The following is an 18,588-nucleotide window of genomic DNA, read 5'->3' as shown; positions in this document are numbered from 1 at the left end:
AGCACGATCGACGCGTTGTGCTAGGCGAGCGCCTTGGTCAACTCGGCGGCCATGATTGCTTGTGTTGCCGGTTTCTCGTGCCACAGCAGGCTGAAGTGCACCATTGCGCGGCTGAGTTCGGATTGATTCGTCGGTCCCGTGGCGCTGCGTCAACTCACGCACGCGCAACGCCACCGATAACGAATCCAATTCGGAATTCGGTATGGGAGTTGAATTGCTCAGCGCGAGCTAAAAGCCGATGCAGTCAACGATTTTGCGAAAAAATAAGCACTGGCGGGCGGAATTTGTCACGTGCCAGTGCTTATATGCGATAATTGCGGCCCTGTGCGAGGCACGCCTCGCATTAGTCTCAGGTTCTGGTTAAGCCCTCGGAATAAGACCAGAGCCCTTCAGCCGGCTTCGTGCCGGCTTTTTTTTCGGTTCGACGCTTTTGGTTTGCTCAAATCGCCTATAACGTCTCGGAACCGCAGTGTCGATTGCGAAGAAGTTTCCTTTTTAAAGAAGTTCAGGCTTTCGACGACTCGGATTATGCCGTAAAAAGAAAGTTTTCGGAACAGCCTTATGCGAAAACCCTCCCACTCCGCATTTATCCGCCGGTGTTGTTTCACATTTGCGACAGTGCTCAGCATGGCCGGATGCTCGAGTGCGACAAACGGCGGACATGACGCGTCGCCGCTCGCGCAGGACAAGCCGCTGATCTATGTGTCTTCGCTGCGCTCTATGCGCGATGTGAGCGCCTGCTTGCGCGAACGCCTGCCGAACGTGCGCGCGTCACGCAGTGGCGAGACGACGGAGTTGGACATCGGGCGGGGTAGCTGGGTAATCCTGCTGACGCCGTCGGCGACGGGCGGCACGATTGTCAGCGTTGCGCAACCGGCCAGAGGCGCGGAGCCGGAGGAGTCCACAATGCGTTTCCACGTGGCCCGCTGCCTGACGTAGCCTGCCGTGCATGTCGTTCCGCCTAGCACGGTCACAGTGTCACGGCATGGTAAAGGCACGGTGAATTCACCGTGCTGTCTCCGGGAGGCAGAGCCGCTTTCGACAAACCCGTTTTACCACGCACTGCCGGGCGCGATGGAGGCCGGGCCGATTGCTGCATCTTGCAGCCAGCTGCATGACCTTGCAGCGGTAAATTCGGCGCCATTGTCAGACCGAATGAACGCTGGCTTGCCGTACAGCCGCATCAGTCGCTGTTGAGCTGCAACGCTCGCCACATTCGCCGCACGTGTGATTCGCCCAGCGCCAGCCAGACCGACATCCGCCGGTAGCCCAAACGCGGCACTTCCTGAGCGGCCGCAATCAGTCGCTCGCTCACGCTCCGATTCTTCTGTGGTTGCTTAAGCGTATAGGTTGCCACCCGACGACCCAGCCCCAGATAGCAACATGCCTTGCGTTGCGATAGCCCCCGCCGAGGCAGCACTTCCAGCGCTTCGCGCCGGTCCGTCGGGGCCTCCATTTTTCTTTAAAAGTGTGCGTTGCCAACAGACGACGTAACAACTTCCGCATATTGGCATTGCACTATCCGCCAAGAACATGGCGGTCACAGTTCATCGCTGTACTCAGCTTCCCGCTTTTAGCTAACCTACTGTGCGGCTTCGCTTCGTATTGCGCCGTTTTCTTATAAACTGCCGAGCTTACCGATGGACTTTGATCTGAATGCCGCTTTGAACGACTACCAAGCCTACATATGTGCGTTGGAGTTGTACCCACAAACTGCTGCGTCGGCCCCCCCGCCGACATTGAAACCAGCAAGCGGTGGGCTGGCGAACCCGTTGGCTAGCCGGCCCACGACATATCATGGCCTGCCGCTTGAACTGATTCAGCAGATCGGTGACTACGTGCCCGTTCAAGACGTGGGAAATTTTTCAGCAGTCGATCGTCGTACGTATCATGCGATGCACAGTCGGCGCGTAGTCTACCGCTACTGGCAACGAGCCAACCAAGTCGCCAGTCTTGCGTCGGTCAACCAACTGCTCAATGAGATGGATGGCACGCTCGCCGATCCGGCGCAGCATGTCGAGCCGCTTGAGGCGTTGCGCCAACATTTGGAAGCGTTGCCGTATCGCGAGCAAGGCCGAAGCCTTCAAGCGCATATACGCGGCGGCGCAGCGCATTCCGAAGGATGGCGTGCAGATACAAAAAGCGCTGTTGTTGCACTCATTGCGCGATTTTCATTGGAGCCATCGCGATGAATTATTCGACTTCGCTTATGCGAGGGCGCAGCGGCGTGCGCCCGAGGAGGAGAATGTCTGGACGGAGCTAGCTGAGAGTTTGGGATCCTTATTGTTTGGCTCACCTGAGTTTGTCGAGCGTTATCAGGCGCTCGTGGCTCGGCTTGCATCCTTGAGGGTGTCCGAGCAAGCGGAGCTGATCCCAGTATTGTGTCTGCGAATGATTCACTTTGGGGGAAGCGACGACCCCCGCCCTGAACTGTATGCGGTGTTATTCGGACAAGCGCTGCAGTTACCGCCTTCTGTGCAAGGCGCATCGGTTGGCATGTTAGCAAGTTTCATATGGGTTTTGCCGCAAGCGGAGCGGCTCGCACCGTACACGCAGCTGCGTGATGTGGCGCTGTCACTGCCTGACGAGCAGTTGGGCGTTGCGCTACGCGGTCTTCCAGAGGGGTTGACGAGGTTACCGAGCGAGCATCACGCACACGAACTCCAGTTACTAGAGCCGGCATTGCTGCGCGTACTGCCAGCGCAGCGCGCGCAGGTCGCACTCGGCCTACTAATGTATGCCTACAGTTTAGACGATGCACTGGTAAAGTGGGTCTGGCAGCAGGGCTTGAGTCTATTGAATGGCGCGGGTGAAGCTGCCTTATGCAATGTGCTTAGCAGACTTCGGGGCGCGGGTTGGCTAAATAATTTAAACGATCATCAATGGAATATAGCGAAGGGTGAAATCACCCGCTTTATGGAAGCCAACCAGTTCTCTGAACCGGCCCGGGCGCGAATTCAGGACAGTGTGCCTTGGCTCAGAAGTCGGGCACATTAACCAGCAGCTGAACCCGCATGCTTCGTTTATCCGGGGGATCTTTCGCGAGTCGGACAGGATGATGCCAGTCCACCGTCTACATTCAAGTGGTGAAGAACGTATCCGGAATTCATTTGGCAACGACGTTGCGCAGCGCTAGCCAGACCAGGCATTCCTCACGCAAGCGCCCGTTGAACGACTCCTTCTTCGCGTTATCGGTGGGCGCCAGGACGAGAGAAGTCGATTCTTGACACCCCTTTCATACGCCCACTTGTCGAGCACCTCGTCGAGCGTGGTGGGCAAAGGCGTCAAGCCGTCGCGGGGCAATCCGAGGCGTTTTCATCGTGGCCATTGGGTCTGGGGCGTCTGCGGCACTGTAGCGGCTATCGGCACGGTTTCTCAGCGTTTGGGTAAAAGGTACAAGCACCTCAGGCTACGTGTCCATCCAAGGATTCAGAAGATTGACGCCGGTCGCGGCAAAATCCGCCACGTTACGGGTGACCACCGTCATCCCGTGTACCAGCGCTGTGGCAGCAATCAATGCGTCTCGCTCTGATTGCCGGTTGGGTACATGCAATCGGGCGCAGCGCTGCGCCACACGAATATCAATCGGTAAAACGCGGTCTGCAAACTCGGGCAGGACGTGATGCTCTATCCAGGCTCGTAGTATCCTGCCCTGATCGGCATCGCGCCGCTCGATTTGCAAGACACCCGTTTCCAATTCCATGATGGTAATAGCGGACACAAAAAGCCAACCTGCATCCACGCTGGTAGTCCATGCCGTGACATTGGCATCAGCCTTGCCCGCCCGAACCTTGCGTAACTCGGACACAACATTGGTATCGAGTACGTACATCAAGTCAGATCAGCCGGCCGCGTTTGAACATTAGCACGTGGCGGATTGAACTCGATGTCTTCCACGCCGGGCATGGCAAGCGTGTCCGCAATATTGCGGCGCTGTTGCGTGAGTTTTTGATAGGCCTCAAAGCTTAAGAGTACGTGGGCAGGCTTGCCGCGATCGGTAATGAACACCGGCCCGTTGTTGGCTGCCTTCTTGGCCCGGGTCACGTCGTGATTCAGTTCCCGGCTCGATAGCGTGGTGATCGTCATGGCATGTCTCCAAGCCGCTCGTTTAATGTAGGTATGTTACTACTTATGGAATGGGCATGCAAGCTTGTTCCGGCGCGCGATCGCGAATGCGTCCCCGACCGGGCGAGGCACGGCAGACGATCGAATAGGTCGTGTTTTCGTCACAGTTCAGCTTAATTTCTGCTAGCGGCAGCAGTTCAGTCGCCAGTGGCTGCGGAACTTCACGGAGAGCATCGCATTTGGGGGGCGGATGTGGGAACGCCAATTCCCCATTGGCTCTCGCCGCGACGGCAAGGTTCAAGCCACTGGCGCGATGGCACTGCAGTTCGTACGGGGGATCATGTAGCTTGTCGAGTCGGTTGAAGCACACGGCGCGGGCCAACGTATTGCGAGCCTCGCCCTTGCTGAGTGCGGCGGCGACGCGTTGCCGCAAGGCTGGATCGAGCAGCCAGTCAATCAGCAAAAGCGTGCGTTCGATGCGGCCGAGTTTGCGCAGAGCGCGCGAGAGACCATTTGGTAATTCTCCCGAGAATCCAGCGGGAACAGAAGTAGAATTTTATCGTTGAGGGGTCTACAAAATGAAAAAGTCGAGATTCACGGACAGCCAGATCCGCCCAAACATGGCTCTGGGCGGATTGACGCTAAAACAGCAGCCGGCCATGGCCGCATAGCTTCTATTTTCCGACTCCGTTAAAAACGGAGGAATTACCTATGGGCTCGATTACTGATCGCGGTTTCCAAGACTACTTCATCGTTTGCGTCGCGAAGCTGCGGGCGCCACTGGAACTGAATCTCGACAGGCTCACAAGCAACACATTACTTCTAAGACGGCAAGGCCCACGCCCGGCGCGGTGACGGCGCGCGCGGGCGTCGGTGTGCAGCGGGGGGCTTACGCCGACGCGGCCGGCGTGCCGAGGATCTTCTCCGACAACGTGGGATCGTAGCTGGAGTGGACGTGCACGCGCTTGCGTTCAGGATGCGCGTAGCCGTATATCTTGCGCAGCGCCAGCGCGGCCTCGTGGAAGCCAGACAGGATCAGCTTCTGTTTGTTCGGGTAGATCGCGATGTCACCGACCGCGAACAGGCCCGGGCGCGAGCTTTCGTAGTTGGACGTGTCCACCGCGATGCGTCCCGCGCGAATCTCCATGCCCCACTGCGCGATGGGTCCTAAATCGGCGACTAGTCCATATAGCGCGATGACATGTTCCGCCGGCACGCTTGTTTGCGCGCCGATCTGTGTGATATCCACCGCCTGCAACACGCCGTGCTCGGTGCGCAATGCCGTGATCGTGCCCGTTACGATATCGAGCTCGCCGGCGTCAGCGGCGCGGCGCAACTGTTCGACGGTCGAGTCCGCTGCACGGAATGCGTTGCGCCGGTGTACCAGCGTCACATGCTGGGCGATGTGGCGCAGCGCGAGCGCCCAATCGAGCGCTGAGTCTCCGCCGCCCGCCACGACTACGCGCCGACCCGCAAAGTCATCGAGGTTGCGCACCGCGTAGTGCAGATGGCGGCCCTCCAGCGAGGCCGCGTCGGGCAACGCCAGTCGTTGCGGCACGAACGCGCCATTGCCTGCGCTGATCAAGATCGCCGCGGCATCGAACTCCAGTTGCTGCTCCGTGCGAGCGCGCCAGCGGCCGTCTTCGCGTTGCTCGACATGGACCACGCGCTGACCCAGACGGATCGGCACGTTGAACGGGCGACATTGCTCGGCGAGCCGCTCGACCAGTTCGCGCGCGGTGCAGACTGGAATCGCCGGAATATCGAAAATGGGCTTGTCCGGATACAGCTCGGTGCATTGGCCGCCGATCTGCGCAAGCGTGTCGACGACCTCACACGTTAGTCCAATCACGCCGGCCTCGAAGGCGGCGAACAACCCGACCGGCCCGGCACCAATGATCAGTACGTCGGTGCGGATCGGCTCATGGACGGATTCAGTGGTATCAGGCATTTCACGGTACGCTGCGGGCACGCGCAACGTTCATCAGTGCAGTGAGCATGGGGACACCATACCGGAGCGCAGCGCGGGCGGCAACGATAACACCACACCGCGAGGGGATGACACGCGCAGGCTGGCACGGCCGCTATCTATGCCGTGCCACCAGCCGGTCCTTTTGAAGATCGGCGCTGGATTTTCCTGGTCCGCGTCTTGCCGGCTAGCTGCCGGACTTGCGCGCGGTGGCGGCCAATGCGTCGACCAAGTCTATCGGGACGGGAAACACAATCGTCGAGGTTTTGTCACCGGCGATGCTGGTTAGCGTCTGCAGGTAGCGCAATTGCATCGCCTGCGGCTGCCGGGCGAGCATCTGTGCCGCTTGCAGTAGCTTTTCCGATGCTTGCAACTCGCCTTCCGCGTGAATGACCTTAGCGCGGCGTTCGCGCTCGGCCTCGGCTTGCCGCGCGATGGCGCGCACCATCGACTCGTTCAGGTCAACGTGCTTGATCTCGACGTTGGAGACCTTGATGCCCCATGCGTCCGTCTGCGCATCGAGCACCTTCTGGATATCATCGTTGAGCTTCTCGCGCTCGGCCAGCAACTCGTCGAGTTCGTGCTTGCCGAGCACCGAGCGCAGCGTAGTCTGTGCCAACTGGCTAGTGGCCTCCAGGTAGCGTGCGACCTGGATTACCGCTTTTTCCGGATCGACGACGCGGAAGTACACGACCGCGTTGACCTTGACCGATACGTTATCGTGCGTAATCAGGTCTTGCGACGGAACGTCCAGCACAACGGTGCGCAGATCGATCCTGACAAGCTGCTGAACGCCGGGAATGATCAACACGAGGCCCGGCCCCTTGACTTGCCAGAAGCGGCCCAGCATGAAGACCACGCCGCGTTCATATTCGCGGAATACTCGGATCGCTGCGACAAGGATCGCCACGAGCAGCACAACGAAGCCGGCGAAGCCGAAGGTCAAATCCATTACGAATGTTCTCCTGGTTTGGGCGGCGCTGCCGCCGGTACGACGCTCAGTGTCAGGCCATGCCGCCCCGTCACACGTACGGGCGCGCCGCCGGGCAGTGCATGATCGCTGCGCACGCGCCATTGCTCGCCTTGGATTCGAGCCCAGCCGTTCGACGCCTCGCCCGTGTCCGAGGCGCCGTCGCCGGCGTGGGACGGCGCCAACTCACCAAGCATGACGCCGGTGCTGCCGACCAACGTCTCGGCGCCCGCGACGACCGGACGCCGGCGTGCGCGCAGTGCAATGCTGGAAATCGCGATGAAGCATGTTGCGCTGAGCAACGCGAGTGCAATGATCAACGGCAGTGGGATGCCGAAGCCGGGGACCTCGGTGTCGATCAGCATCAATGCGCCGATGCCGAACGCGATGATTCCGCCAAAGCCGAGCGAGCCGAATGCCGGCAGAAACGCTTCGGCGATCAAGAAGGCAACGCCCAGCAGTATCAGGATCAATCCGACATAGTTGACCGGCAGCATGTGCAGCGCGAACAACCCCACCAGCAAGCTGATTGCGCCCGCCACCCCGGGTAGCACGAAACCCGGATTGGCGAACTCAAAGAACAACCCGTACATGCCGATCGCCATCAGGATCAGCGCGACATTCGGGTTGGTGATCACGGCGAGTAGACGGGTGCGCCAGTCGGGGGCGATTCGCACGACAGGAGCATGGGCGGTCTGCAGCGTACGCACCCCGTGCGCGGTACTGACCCATCTGCCGTCGAGTTGCGCGAGCAACGCATCCAGGTCGCCGGCCACCACGTCAATCACGTGGCGCGATAGCGCCTCGCTCGCCGGCAGGCTGACCGCATCGCGTACCGCGCGCTCGGCCCACTCGCCGTTTCGGCCATGCAACTGGGCCAGACTGCGAATGTAGGCGGCCGCGTCCTGCATCTGCTTGTGTGCCCCGGTGCGGCGCGGGTCGTCCGGCACGCCGATGGATCGCGTAGGCGACGATGTCGGCTCGGCCGCGGCTGTCGCGGCGCCGCTGGCCGCCTCGGCGGACCGGCTCCCGGGCGTATCCGTTGCGGTGTCGCTATCCGGTCCCGGTGGCGATGGCTCGCCGCCAATGCCGAGTTGGATTGGTGTGGCGGCACCGAGGTTGGTGCCGGGCGCCATCGCGGCGATGTGGCTGGCGTATAGGATATAGGTTCCCGCGCTAGCGGCCCGTGCGCCAGCCGGGGCGACGAATGTCACCACCGGGACCGGCGAGGCGAGCATTGCCTTGATGATTTGGCGCATCGACGGATCTAATCCGCCGGGCGTATCCAACTCGATTACGGCCAACTGCGCGTGCAGGCTGGCCGCTCGAGCCAGCCCGCGCTCGATAAAATCGGCGCTCGCGGGACCGATCGCACCGCTGACGGGGATCAGCACGACTGGCGCGGGCGCTGGCACGGCACCGGCAGCCAGTGTGGCGAGAATCCACCCGAAACACAACTTGCGGAGTGCGCGCAGCAGCATGACGGAATTCCGAAAACCCCTTTTATCAAACGTAGGTCGGTTTGCACTATTTTTCAGCGCCACGATGACCGATTGCGTCAATCTTGGCGGTTGGGCAAAGCCAGGGCGCCGTATCGGCGGCTGGCCGCCAGCTGGCAACGTCGCGCTGCTCGTTGAGCTGGCGTGCTAATATTTTGAGCAGTGCTCAATACGCGACATATCGGCATGAGAAGAGCGGCAAACCCAATGCCCATCTCGTAGCGCGGCATGCAGTGCCCGTCGTACTGCCCGCGCCAGACGAACGGCGGTATGGCGCGATAGACCCTGTGCGATAGCATAATCGAGCCCATCGGCCTCGACCACGATGCCCCATTTGGCCAGATGCCTGCGATTGGGACGCCGCCATGGCAAGGCCTGCGGCTCACTGGAGGTGGCGCGTAGCGACAGCAGGACAACGCGGCGCCTGTGCGGCGCAACCAGGCAAATGCGACTTATCTGGTGCATTGCAATAAGGGCGGGCCCCGATTTCGAGCCGAACCACACGATCCCCGCGGCACTGATGCTGAATTGGCTTTCGGTCATGGCCGGCTCAAACCGACGCAGCCACCGCCAGGCAGTCCACGCCTCGCTCAGTAAGACCACGATGCCGAAGTCAAGGCGCATGAGAAACGCGGTGACGGTCAGACTCGTGACGGCCAGCCATAGTCCTATGCCTTCTCGTTTAGAAAGTACGACCGGCGGCACCACGAAGCGCACGTGCGCCGGATCCATGGCAATGACGTAAAATCCTTGATCCACCACGGTATCTGTTGGCCTGCGTCGCTGGAGCGACGCGGGCCATGCACCTTCTCCTTGCTTTGGGCAAAACACATCCCCTCGCGCCAATAGGCACGATGTGAGCAGAAGCAGAAAAGGCGTTTACGCTGTTAGATTGATAGTTCTAGCGGTTGCGCAGCGCGTCCGCTGAGTTTGTCGCAGTGGTGGAGGATTTCACTCTTTTACGGTGGCTGCGCGGCTCGGTGCGCTATGGCCAAATAGCTCGACACCCGTTTAAAGGCAACAAGTGACGCACAAAACGCGCAAAGACGGGGGAAAGGAAGCAGCAGCGTTCGACGAACATGCAGACAGCGATATTCGGACGGACAAACGCCAAGAGTTGGAATATCCATGCCTGGCTCCTGTATCACGGTTTTTACCCGCGCCCTCTTGTCACGGAGGGTGGCGGACCGAACGAGGGTGACAAACCGGGATACAGGAACCGGCCCAGCCGAAGCTGGCCCCGCCCGGCCCGCCATAGACGAGACCAGACGTTACGCACAAAAAAGCCGCGAATCGTAAGATGGCGCGGCTTCTGTGCGCCTGTATCATCGGATTGTCACACCCGGCCGCTGCTGTTTTCAGCGGCATTTCCAGTATAGGCAGTTCATTAAAAAACGGCAACTGGTAATTCCAATTCCGTTGTGAGTTGCCTCCTGCTGGAGCCATTGCATGGACTGGCAAAATCGAACTCGGTATGACTCGGTCAGTGTCAGGTTGCGCTCGTTTCCAGGTGCTCTGCGGGAGCGGTGAACGAGTTGGTCGTGCCGATCGCAATTTACCGGCTGGCAATGTTGTGCTGTGCGTTGAACTGACGTGTTAACCGATCCCAAAGGCGTTGGTCTTCGAAATCTCGAATCGCATCTTATGCTCCGGCTTCCCGAAGCCTGTCTTCGGTCAATGTGTTCCACATTCCGAGCGTAAAGATGCCGAACGAACTCGCGGAATGCACACCTGCCGCCGAATCTTCGAACGCGCATTGATCATTGAGCAATGGGCGACGCTTGCGGCCACGTTGCTCGGGTTTCCCCGGCACTTGTCGCAGCACAGCGGTGGCTTTGTGATCAGCCGAGGCAAACCCAGCCGGCTCGTGCCGATTGAGTCCGCGGCGATGCCCGATCGCTCGGTGATTCAATGGGATAAGAACGACATTGACGCGCTGGAGCTGCTGAAGATCGACATTCTGGCGCTGGGCATGCTGCCGGTGATCCGGCGTGCATTGGCGCTCGTTGCTCCCAGCGCGGCGAGCCGTTCGAGCTGCACGATATCCCCGCCGAGGATGCGGCTACCTACGAGATGATCAGCCGTGCCGACACCGTCGGCGTGTTCCAAATCGAATCGCGCGCGCAGATGAGCATGTTGCCCCGTCTGCGCCCGCGCTGCTTTTACGACTTGGTCATCGAAGTGGCGATCGTGCGTTCGCTGAATCGATCTTCGCGCAGATTGAACAGCCAACCGATGGGCTTTTATACGCCGTCACAACTGGTGCAGGATGCGCGCCGGCATGGCGTTAAGGTGCTGCCAGTGGATGTGACCGTGAGCGACTGGGACAGCACGCTACAAAGACACAGCCTGGAGGTGCCGATGCGGCTGGGCCTGTCGCTGATTCGCGGCTTGGCAGAGGACGCGGCCGCGCGCATCGAATTGGCCCGTGCGGTGTAGCCCTTTGCGTACATCGCGGATTTGGCGCGGCGCGCGTAGCTCACGCGGCGCGATCTGCAGGCGTTAGCCAGCGCCAATGCACTGGCGAGTCTCGCGGGCAATCGCCGCGCGGCGCTGTGGCACGTGCTCGCCGCGGTGCCTGACAGGGATCCGCTTCGTGCGGCTGGCGCTGACGACGCGACACCGGCGTTTGCGCCGCTCACGCAGGGGCAAGCTATTGCGCATGACTATCGCGCGCTGGGCCTGACGCTCGGGCGCTGCTGCGCGCACAATTACTTCAGCGTCGCTTGCTGCCGGCGGCGGCCTTACAACGCTATCGCGACGGGCAACTGGCACGCGCGTGCGGCCTGGTGACGGTGCGCCAGCGCCCCGGCACGGCAAAAGGCGTGCTGTTTGTGACGCTCGAAGTTGAGAGCGGCCACACGAACGTGATTATTTGGCCGTCTTTGCTGGAGCGCCAGCGCAAGGAAGCGCTGGGTGCGTCGCTGCTTGCCGTCTATGGCGTCTGGCAACGGCAAGGCGAGGTGACCCATTTAGTCGCCCAGCGCCTGGTGGATCTGTCGCATTTACTGGGTTCACTGGTGACAACGAGTCGCAATTTTTGTTGATACAGCACACATGAGCGCTAGACATCGGCCCACTGAAGGAAAAGACGCGCAGCGTTACTCGCGGGCGTGTACGCCTACGCAGCGCAGCAAACTGCGCATCGTTGTGTATGGCTTCGCCTATGAACGTGTCAGAGCGCAAAACCAATCTTATATTGGGTTGTAGTCACGTGTCGATGAGCAATTGCAAAACTCGAAGGCGGTTCATGTGTATCGAGTGCGGATTTGAGCTGGTGAAAAATTGTCTATGGCGCCCCGAATCCAAACATGGAATGGAAAATAAACTTGGAGCGATCGTGAAACTACCCGGCATCGGTAACATTCGTACCATTATTTCAAATAAAACAAAAGATGGCTGGAAGGAACTCCAAAAAAACAGTAGTGTTGCAGCCAAAAAGGGGCAGAACTTTATTCTTGACAATATACGACCTTTGGGTGTCAATAAGGATGTCAAGGCGCGTTGGAGCATTTCTGCCAGTCAGAAGCCAGTGAATCGGCCTGCTTTGCCAAGAAAAATCAATGTTGATTTTGCTAAAGTAGTAAATAATGTTTGGCTACATAAAACTAGTGGCTCGATGCCCCCGAAGGGCATCAACGTTAAACTAAAAAGCTCATTGAGTGGAGCAAAAATAGCCAATGGTTTTTTTCAAAAAACCAGCACTGTATCAGATAAAGATCGTGACGTTTTGCAAGAAAGAGCAAACAATTTGCTTAAACGGCTCGATAATGCTGAGGAGGCCATTAATAGATCGCGGCGCAATGTATTTATAAATAGAAATAGAAATAATAAAGAAAATAGGGAGGTGCTAGATTCTAGATTAAGAGGTATCTTTGGTGAAGCTACCTCGGAAATTGATTTATCAAGAAGAAGAATTCATAAAATTACGCAAATTAATTCTTACCAAAGAAGTGGCTCTCTGCCTAAGGCGGGGCTATCTAAAAAACAATACGATGATTTAATGAAAAAACTTGATAATATCGAACTGGGTATTCAGTCTAGGCTGAGAATTACCAAAAATATATTCGATGATTTGTATAAATTATAATACGCTTGCGCAATGCTGTGGATATTTAATAGGTGAGGTGAATGGGTAAGGCTGCATCAACCTTATCCGTTCGCCTCACCAAGATTGAAGTTATCTCATTGTCGGCGCAGCCGTGCCTTGACCCAATCGACAATGGGCCGGCGACGACGCTCACTATTGGTGTGGTCAGGTGCTTTCCGTTGACTCGGATCGTCCCACCATGTTAGTGGTGACGGGTCAGGGTCGAGGTTAAGCAGCGGAAAAGAAATTAATTCGGCCCGCTCCTCGCGGATGCGAGCCTGTATGGGTAAAAACAGCTGTTCTCGCTTGCCCAACATCTTATTAACAAACCTTAGCTCTAGCCACCGCTCAAGGTCTAAGAGAAGCCTTTCTCGTGTCTCCAGCGGAATATCGCGACCCAAATCAAGAACACGCTCCAGTATCTCGGGAGAATAAGTATGCGCTAAATTGTCCTTATCTGTAATACCTCGAATGATATAATCGAACTGGCGTTTATTTAAGCCCTTGCCACCGGATGTCTTGTTTAAGGTATCGAGCGCCAGTGTCAGTGCAAACTCGGGATTGTTACCCTCGGCCAGTTTGCTAAACGCATCAATTAATCCTGCAACGATCGGCTCCTGGTCTGAGAGATCCAACGTGGGTAGGATTTCGTACTTCCATTGTTGTAACCTGCGGTTCTGTTCACCGGCGCTCAAGCCGATCATCGCTTCAGGCAATCCTGATAAAGCTTCGCCTTTGCCGACCGTCAATCGAGTGGCCGCATCCAGCATGGAGTCGTAGGTCGCGCGGCGTGTGTGTTCAGGCAGCCATCGGATCGCCGTAGCTAGTGTCTTTCGGGGGCTAGATTGTAGGCCCACCGGAAGCGCTTCGACATAATCAAGCAAGCGTTGATGCCGCTCCAGTACCAAGTTTCGATCCAGGCAATGAAGCATAAATAACTGGTCGGCAAGTCGTGTGCTTAATGCTGCCCGGCCGATGTCATCCAGCCGCGCCATTTCGTTCAGGAGCCAATCAAATCGCGTCGCCAACTCGGGCCTTGGATTATAGGGCCTGCCATGCAGGGCGCCCCAAGTCTGATCACCAATCCAATGAGAGGAGTCCAGTTGCAACGCCAGGAATGGCAGTATCTCTCGCCGCTTAATTAAAGGACTCTCAATCGTGCGGTTGAAAATTTCATCGAACACCGCGATCATCGACTCGGCCGGCACAACATGATAGGAGCCTAGCCCATCGTGGCTCAATACATAATAGTCAGAGCTAAAATGATCAATCATCTTGTCCTGTAGCGCCTTACTGTTTGGGATTTTTAGCACCTCAGCAAAGATGTGAGCAAATGCTTCTGTCTGACCAAGGCGAGGAAATCGATTGATTCCGGACATGGCCAGCTTGTCTAGGGCTTGGGATAACGCGTACGGGTCCGCAACGTCCCTGCGCAACCCGTCCAAAAGGTCACGCAATGCTTCTATGCAGACCTCCCTTTCGATGTCCTTCTTACGCAGCGTCTTTAAAAACGCATGAACGCGCTCCATAGGCGCGATACCAGCATAACTGGCTGGCGCCTGCCGCTGAGCCATATTAGGGTCCCCAACGCTGAGGAAACCGCTTGGGGGCGAGTTGCCAGGACTGTGCGAGTCGATGGACGCATAGATGGCGGCATTGTGAGCGTTCGGTGGTGGTGTGGTATTGAAATCCATGCTAGACGTATCGAGAATAAAAGAAAAGCCTAAGGTCGCAATGCCGCCCGGGCAGAGGCGAATAGGAGTGCGCCGACTATATAACGCATGGGTGAACGGTTTTCCGAATCATTGCTGATCCGGCATGCATAAAGTCGTTTTCAATGGTTTTGTTGCATCAACACAATAGGATAGAATCACGGGCCGCCAAGATCCGGTAGGCGCGACTGTGTTGGGGCCAAAAACGCCTTGCCCGCTGGCTATTGCCACGGCATCGAAGCCTTGTGCTACTCGCTAGACGTAATTTTGTTATCTGGAAAGGACGGCGCTAATCTGGCCGTGCTGCAAGCGCTAAACGCTAAGCGGTCCGCGCGAATCTATGTGTGGCAAGACAAACGAAATTGTCGAATACGACCCACACGCCATCCAACGCCTCAACACTCACAAGGGCATTGCCTAGACGACTGAGGCACAATTCTGTTTACAAGCGATGTCAGTCATCGGCCCTGAACACTACTGGATAGCAGTTTCAGCGCAAGGTCTGTCGCTCGTGGATGATAGTACTGCTTTAGCATTTGGACGGTCTTATGGCCCGTCACGGCCGACAGCTCGAGGATGTTGTCGAGGCGCTTGGCAATCCGGCTCGTTGCCTCATGCCGAAGGTCGTGAAAGTGGAAGTTGTCAAGCCTCGCGCGCTCGCACGCGCGGACGAGAACCTTTTTAAAGACGTCAGGCGTGATCGGAAAAAAATAACCGCTAACGTGGCACGGCAGGGCGGATAGTGTTGTTACGGCTCGGCTAGAAAGCGGTACATCACGCGCCTTGAGGCTAATCAAAAAAACTGGGTCATTCAAAAGTAGAAAAATCCGGCATGATGCAAACTTGACGAGCCTTGCGGGCAATCGCCGCGCGGCGCTGTGGCACGCACTCGCCTCGGTGCCTGACAGGGATCTGCTCCGTGCGGCTGGCGCGGACGACGCGACACCGGCGTTTGCGCCGCTCACGTAGGGGCAAGCCATTGCGCACGACTATCGCGCGCTGGGTCTGACGCTCGGGCGGCATCCGCGCGCACTGCTGCGCACGCAATTACTTCGGCGTCGCTTGCTGCCGGCAACGACGCTGCAGGGCTACCGCGACGGGCAACTGGCGCGCCGTGCGCCTGGTGACGGTGCGCCAGCGCCCCGGCACGGCAAAAGGCGTGCTGTTTGTGATGCTCGAAGATGAGCGCGGCCACACAAATGTGATTATTTGGCCGTCACTACTGGAGCGCCAGCGCAAGGAGGCGCTGGGTGCGTCACTGTTCGCCGTCTATGGCGTTTGGCAACGGCAAGGCGAAGTAACCCATTTAGTTGCTCAGCGCCTGGTGGATCTGTCGCATTTACTCGGTTCGCTGATGACAACGAGTCGCGATTTTTGTTGATGGTCAAGCCCACTGCATTAAAGAAATGGCTCGAACCCACGTGCAGCGTCGCTATGTGGCGCATATGTTGAATCATTTAGCGGTGTCACTCATCCGTAACTGATGGCCAATCACGCGTCACGAGCTGTCAGCATGAATCATTGCGGTTGTGCTGATGTGGAAGCTTGGTTGCTCGATTTTCTTGAACGGAACTGTTTTAGCGCGCGCCACAATCTCTTCCGGAAACTTACTCAGCGCGTCTTGATGAGCAGGATCCACCGTAACGTCCCCGCCCTTCGGCGCGACGACTGCGCCTTGATACCATTTCAACTGACTTAGATCGCGCTCTTCCCAGCCGAACATATCGCCCAAACCAACGCAGTCGTTTTTATTCCCAGCGGCCTTATTGCCACCGGTGTTAAGCATGACGTGAAAGGGATCCATTCTCACGTTAGAAGCATTGCTGGCTGCAAAGTGTTCAATTCTGAAAAAGCCGAGCGCGTGTCCCGGTGGCACGTTTTTAAGATCATCGCTATTGCGTATGCGCGAGTCATGCGGCGTGACCAAATCCCACCGGGCGTTGAGCGCATCGTGTTCATCCTCGGTAATGATGTTCGCGCTAAACGCACAGTACTTAACCGCATCCCAGCACATTTTGCCAGACAATTTATTGTATTCGGCTTCATGCCGTAGTGTATGTTTTGCTACGGCATTTTTCGCATACTCTACTGCCTTCTTGCAGTGCGCGCGATGCTGTCGTGGCGCCCAGTTAGCTCGGTTCGTTTTTAGGAACGGCGGGCAACCCGCCATGCAGTCCGTGTTGGCTTCACCCAACGCTAAGCCGACCTCGCTCAGCTTGATCCAACCTTACCCAACGCTGGACCAATTTGCCTGAGTTTCGAACCAACTTTGTTTAGCCCTGAGAGCCGTCCATGTTGACCTTGACGGGTGGCTTGTCCTAAAAGAGCGTTCGAGCTTGGCACAACACTTGGCGCGTCGGTTACAGTCGAATTAACAGAGGCAGTGCGAGATATTGCAGGGGAGCTCATTGGAAAATATCCTTGAACAGGCACAGTTGCAATGTGGCGCGTGGCGTGCATAACTGGCTTGGCGCTGCGAAAAACCATCCCAATGCGCGAACATTTTGTACCGCTGGCGCGGGTCGTTGTCGGATGCGCCGTGCGTAGAGCAGCGGCACGGCTGGCCTTGCGCAAGCCGTCGGCGCCGATCATCGCGATGGCGGCGCACAGCACGCAAATGATGTGCGTGCTGTGATAGTCCCTTGATGAGATAAACTGGCTCAAGATTGGGCGTTTTCGGTGCGTTTACCGATTAATTTAGTGAATCTTCGTCTTCCGGAATGTCGATACCCGCCACCTCGATGCAGCGAAATTCCCCCACGATTATGTACTTGAGTTGCTGTGGCGGTTAATCTGGCTCACTTCTGAGCCAGGCCGCACTGTCTTGGATGCGCGCCTGGGCGGGTTTGGAAAACTGGTTGGCTTTCATAAAGCGCGTGATCTCGCCCATCGCCACTTTCCATTGACGATTGCTCCGACGACATAGCATCCCATTGGCCCGAAGCTCGGTCAGTACTTCCCATAAAGCGTCTTCGCCCGCCCCGTTCAGTAGACTCAATCCCTGCTGCCATCCCCGCTTGGCTAGCGTGTCGTTTATGAAATAGATACTTCTGATTAACCCGACTGCTGCTTGCGTGCGCTGCGCCGTAGGCACACGCCCCAAATAGCGTTCAAGCAACGCCAGCTCCTGCGCTTGTCGCTTAGGTGAGAAACTACCCAGTCCTTCAGGCAAACGCTGCAGCGCGATCCCCCACTGGTCGTCGGGCAGCGACAGCGCCCAATCGCGCATTTGCGTATACCGCGCGGGTTGCTCCGCTTCCGGAAAGCGCCACACGTAACTTGCCAACGCGCCGACCGATGCGCCTTGATGAGAGGGGGGCAGGCGTAACGCGTAGTCGTGTAAGAGCGTATAAAGCTCAGAGATGCGCGAGTCGGGTTGTCTAAATTTACTTAGTAAACGGGCCAATGTGGGAATGATCTGCGCTTGCTCGGCTACGCTCAATGACGGCAGCCGTGCCAGAATCGCGTAATACCACTGAGCAAAGTGAGGGGTTTCGGGGGTATCGGGTGAGAAATTCGACAGCCCAAGCGCCAGTTCCGGCCACACATTGTCTTGCCCAGGCTCGCGCTGTTCGGCCAGCGTGTAGGCAAAGTCAAACAGTTCAATCCGTTCACGCTCATAGGTGAAATCCCGGTGCATGAGCAACAGCGCTTTTTGTATCTGCACGCCGTCTTGCGGGATACGCTGCGCGGCTGCGAATAAGCGCTTGAACACATCGCCGCGATCTGCGCTATGTAATGCTCGCAGCCGCTGGCACAGCGCGTCCAGGGGTTCAGCATGCTGCGCTGGATCGGCGAGCGTGCCGTCCATTTCATCGAGCAGGCGGTTGATCGACTCAAAGGTCACCGCTTGTTTTGCTCGTTGCCAATAGCTGTGAACGAGGCGCCGGGTCTGCATCGCATAATAGGTGCGCCGATCGACGGTGGCAAACGACATCACGTCTTGGACGGGCACGTAGTCACCAATGCGCGCGATGACTTCGCTCGGCAGGTCCTGGTAGGTGGTGGGCCGCTTGGCTGGTGGATTGGCCCACGCGGCGCTGGGCAGCTGCGGCGGTGGGGGCGCCGACGCGGCGGGTGTCGGGCGAGCCTCTAACGCGCAGGTATAGGCCTGATAGTCGTTTAAAGCGGCATTCAGATCGAAGTCCATTGGCAAGCTCAGCAAGAAGGAAAGAAGACGCCACGCGTCGCGAGGTTGTGCAGCAGGCTAGCGAAAAAATGGGCACAGGCGCGCAGCGAGACGTCACAAGCGTGATGTTTTTGGCGGGTAACACAAGTCGGCG

Annotated in this window: 15 protein-coding genes and 5 pseudogenes; 7 read left to right on the top strand and 13 right to left on the bottom strand. The window is 57.7% G+C overall.

The genetic code is table 11. The features are described from left to right. Positions 1-627 precede the first annotated feature (627 nt). Positions 628-939 carry a hypothetical protein gene (locus RBRH_RS14405; protein ID WP_049786552.1) on the top strand — a complete coding sequence of 104 codons (312 nt, stop codon included), beginning with the start codon at positions 628-630 and terminating at the stop codon, positions 937-939. 116 nt (positions 940-1,055) lie between these two features. On the opposite strand, the pseudogene RBRH_RS19420 reads toward RBRH_RS14405, so the two are convergent. Further along, positions 1,056-1,462, bottom strand: a pseudogene (locus tag RBRH_RS19420) (hypothetical protein); the annotation flags it as partial. Positions 1,463-1,640: 178 nt separating this feature from the next. On the opposite strand from RBRH_RS19420, the gene RBRH_RS20690 reads away from it, so the two are divergent. Together RBRH_RS20690 and RBRH_RS20685 are read left to right on the top strand one after the other, a co-directional pair. After that, complete coding sequence (locus tag RBRH_RS20690; protein WP_041754871.1) at positions 1,641-2,192, top strand: hypothetical protein; 552 nt, start codon at positions 1,641-1,643, stop codon at positions 2,190-2,192. Further along, a complete protein-coding gene (locus RBRH_RS20685) occupies positions 2,128-2,997 on the top strand; it encodes a hypothetical protein (RefSeq protein ID WP_232509386.1) in 870 nt (289 codons plus the stop codon). Before RBRH_RS20690 ends, RBRH_RS20685 begins: the two co-directional genes overlap by 65 nt. Before the next feature lie 145 nt (positions 2,998-3,142). Here the strand turns inward: RBRH_RS20685 and RBRH_RS20680 are convergent. The 8 genes and pseudogenes from RBRH_RS20680 to RBRH_RS14355 all read right to left on the bottom strand — a co-directional run. Next, a pseudogene (locus tag RBRH_RS20680) lies at positions 3,143-3,255 on the bottom strand (integrase core domain-containing protein); the annotation flags it as partial. A 154-nt stretch (positions 3,256-3,409) separates the two neighbouring features. Continuing rightward, positions 3,410-3,835, bottom strand: a complete 426-nt coding sequence (locus tag RBRH_RS14385) for a type II toxin-antitoxin system VapC family toxin (RefSeq protein ID WP_013428845.1) — start codon at positions 3,833-3,835, stop codon at positions 3,410-3,412. Beyond that, positions 3,832-4,086 carry a type II toxin-antitoxin system prevent-host-death family antitoxin gene (locus RBRH_RS14380; RefSeq protein WP_013428844.1) on the bottom strand — a complete coding sequence of 85 codons (255 nt, stop codon included), beginning with the start codon at positions 4,084-4,086 and terminating at the stop codon, positions 3,832-3,834. Before RBRH_RS14380 ends, RBRH_RS14385 begins: the two co-directional genes overlap by 4 nt. A gap of 259 nt (positions 4,087-4,345) precedes the next feature. After that, positions 4,346-4,579 (bottom strand): annotated as a pseudogene (locus RBRH_RS19415) (Tn3 family transposase); the annotation flags it as partial. Between the two features lie 375 nt (positions 4,580-4,954). After that, positions 4,955-6,016, bottom strand: a complete 1,062-nt coding sequence (locus RBRH_RS14370; protein WP_041754868.1) for an NAD(P)/FAD-dependent oxidoreductase — start codon at positions 6,014-6,016, stop codon at positions 4,955-4,957. Positions 6,017-6,221: 205 nt separating this feature from the next. Continuing rightward, a complete protein-coding gene (locus RBRH_RS14365; protein ID WP_013428839.1) occupies positions 6,222-6,986 on the bottom strand; it encodes a slipin family protein in 765 nt (254 codons plus the stop codon). Beyond that, a complete protein-coding gene (locus RBRH_RS14360) occupies positions 6,986-8,485 on the bottom strand; it encodes an NfeD family protein (protein WP_157864564.1) in 1,500 nt (499 codons plus the stop codon). The genes RBRH_RS14365 and RBRH_RS14360 overlap by 1 nt, the downstream gene beginning before the upstream one ends. A 165-nt stretch (positions 8,486-8,650) precedes the next feature. Beyond that, a complete protein-coding gene (locus tag RBRH_RS14355; RefSeq protein ID WP_041754867.1) occupies positions 8,651-9,235 on the bottom strand; it encodes a hypothetical protein in 585 nt (194 codons plus the stop codon). A 1,027-nt stretch (positions 9,236-10,262) separates the two neighbouring features. On the opposite strand from RBRH_RS14355, the pseudogene RBRH_RS18075 reads away from it, so the two are divergent. Beyond that, positions 10,263-11,550: pseudogene (locus RBRH_RS18075) on the top strand (helix-hairpin-helix domain-containing protein); the annotation flags it as partial. Between the two features lie 269 nt (positions 11,551-11,819). Beyond that, the gene (locus RBRH_RS18070) at positions 11,820-12,593 is read left to right on the top strand and encodes a hypothetical protein (RefSeq protein WP_157864563.1); all 774 of its coding nucleotides are present in this window, start codon (positions 11,820-11,822) and stop codon (positions 12,591-12,593) included. A 95-nt stretch (positions 12,594-12,688) separates the two neighbouring features. Here the strand turns inward: RBRH_RS18070 and RBRH_RS14345 are convergent, their stop codons facing one another. Together RBRH_RS14345 and RBRH_RS20665 are read right to left on the bottom strand one after the other, a co-directional pair. Beyond that, positions 12,689-14,287: a hypothetical protein gene (locus tag RBRH_RS14345; protein ID WP_013428830.1), complete on the bottom strand. Its 1,599-nt coding sequence runs from the start codon at positions 14,285-14,287 to the stop codon at positions 12,689-12,691. A 476-nt stretch (positions 14,288-14,763) separates the two neighbouring features. Beyond that, positions 14,764-15,102 carry a tyrosine-type recombinase/integrase gene (locus tag RBRH_RS20665; RefSeq protein WP_232509385.1) on the bottom strand — a complete coding sequence of 113 codons (339 nt, stop codon included), beginning with the start codon at positions 15,100-15,102 and terminating at the stop codon, positions 14,764-14,766. Positions 15,103-15,139: 37 nt separating this feature from the next. Between RBRH_RS20665 and RBRH_RS20660 the strand changes: the two are divergent. Further along, a pseudogene (locus RBRH_RS20660) lies at positions 15,140-15,686 on the top strand (error-prone DNA polymerase); the annotation flags it as partial. Positions 15,687-15,803: 117 nt separating this feature from the next. Here RBRH_RS20660 and RBRH_RS14330 read toward each other — a convergent pair. After that, entirely contained in the window at positions 15,804-16,499 is a 696-nt protein-coding gene (locus RBRH_RS14330; RefSeq protein WP_013428827.1) for a hypothetical protein, read from the bottom strand. Positions 16,500-16,796: 297 nt separating this feature from the next. Here RBRH_RS14330 and RBRH_RS19410 point away from each other — a divergent pair, with 297 nt between their 5' ends. Then, positions 16,797-16,940, top strand: a complete 144-nt coding sequence (locus RBRH_RS19410) for a hypothetical protein (protein WP_157864562.1) — start codon at positions 16,797-16,799, stop codon at positions 16,938-16,940. A gap of 153 nt (positions 16,941-17,093) precedes the next feature. Here RBRH_RS19410 and RBRH_RS14320 read toward each other — a convergent pair whose 3' ends face one another. Then, complete coding sequence (locus RBRH_RS14320; RefSeq protein ID WP_013428825.1) at positions 17,094-18,470, bottom strand: hypothetical protein; 1,377 nt, start codon at positions 18,468-18,470, stop codon at positions 17,094-17,096. Positions 18,471-18,588 lie beyond the last annotated feature (118 nt).

The sequence above is a fragment of the Mycetohabitans rhizoxinica HKI 454 genome (assembly GCF_000198775.1).
Lineage (GTDB): Bacteria > Pseudomonadota > Gammaproteobacteria > Burkholderiales > Burkholderiaceae > Mycetohabitans > Mycetohabitans rhizoxinica.
Note: the sequence above shows the minus strand (reverse complement) of the source record. Positions and strands in the feature narration are given on the sequence as shown.

Excerpts from the sequence above, each read along its gene's own strand:
- RBRH_RS14405 (WP_049786552.1), top strand. The coding sequence starts at position 628 with ATGGCCGGATGCTCGAGTGCGACAAACGGCGGACATGACGCGTCGCCG.
- RBRH_RS20690 (WP_041754871.1), top strand. The coding sequence starts at position 1,641 with ATGGACTTTGATCTGAATGCCGCTTTGAACGACTACCAAGCCTACATA.
- RBRH_RS14380 (WP_013428844.1), bottom strand. The coding sequence starts at position 4,086 with ATGACGATCACCACGCTATCGAGCCGGGAACTGAATCACGACGTGACC.
- RBRH_RS14370 (WP_041754868.1), bottom strand. The coding sequence starts at position 6,016 with ATGCCTGATACCACTGAATCCGTCCATGAGCCGATCCGCACCGACGTA.
- RBRH_RS14365 (WP_013428839.1), bottom strand. The coding sequence starts at position 6,986 with ATGGATTTGACCTTCGGCTTCGCCGGCTTCGTTGTGCTGCTCGTGGCG.
- RBRH_RS14360 (WP_157864564.1), bottom strand. The coding sequence starts at position 8,485 with ATGCTGCTGCGCGCACTCCGCAAGTTGTGTTTCGGGTGGATTCTCGCC.
- RBRH_RS14355 (WP_041754867.1), bottom strand. The coding sequence starts at position 9,235 with ATGGATCCGGCGCACGTGCGCTTCGTGGTGCCGCCGGTCGTACTTTCT.
- RBRH_RS18070 (WP_157864563.1), top strand. The coding sequence starts at position 11,820 with ATGGAAAATAAACTTGGAGCGATCGTGAAACTACCCGGCATCGGTAAC.
- RBRH_RS14345 (WP_013428830.1), bottom strand. The coding sequence starts at position 14,287 with ATGGATTTCAATACCACACCACCACCGAACGCTCACAATGCCGCCATC.
- RBRH_RS19410 (WP_157864562.1), top strand. The coding sequence starts at position 16,797 with ATGCGCGAACATTTTGTACCGCTGGCGCGGGTCGTTGTCGGATGCGCC.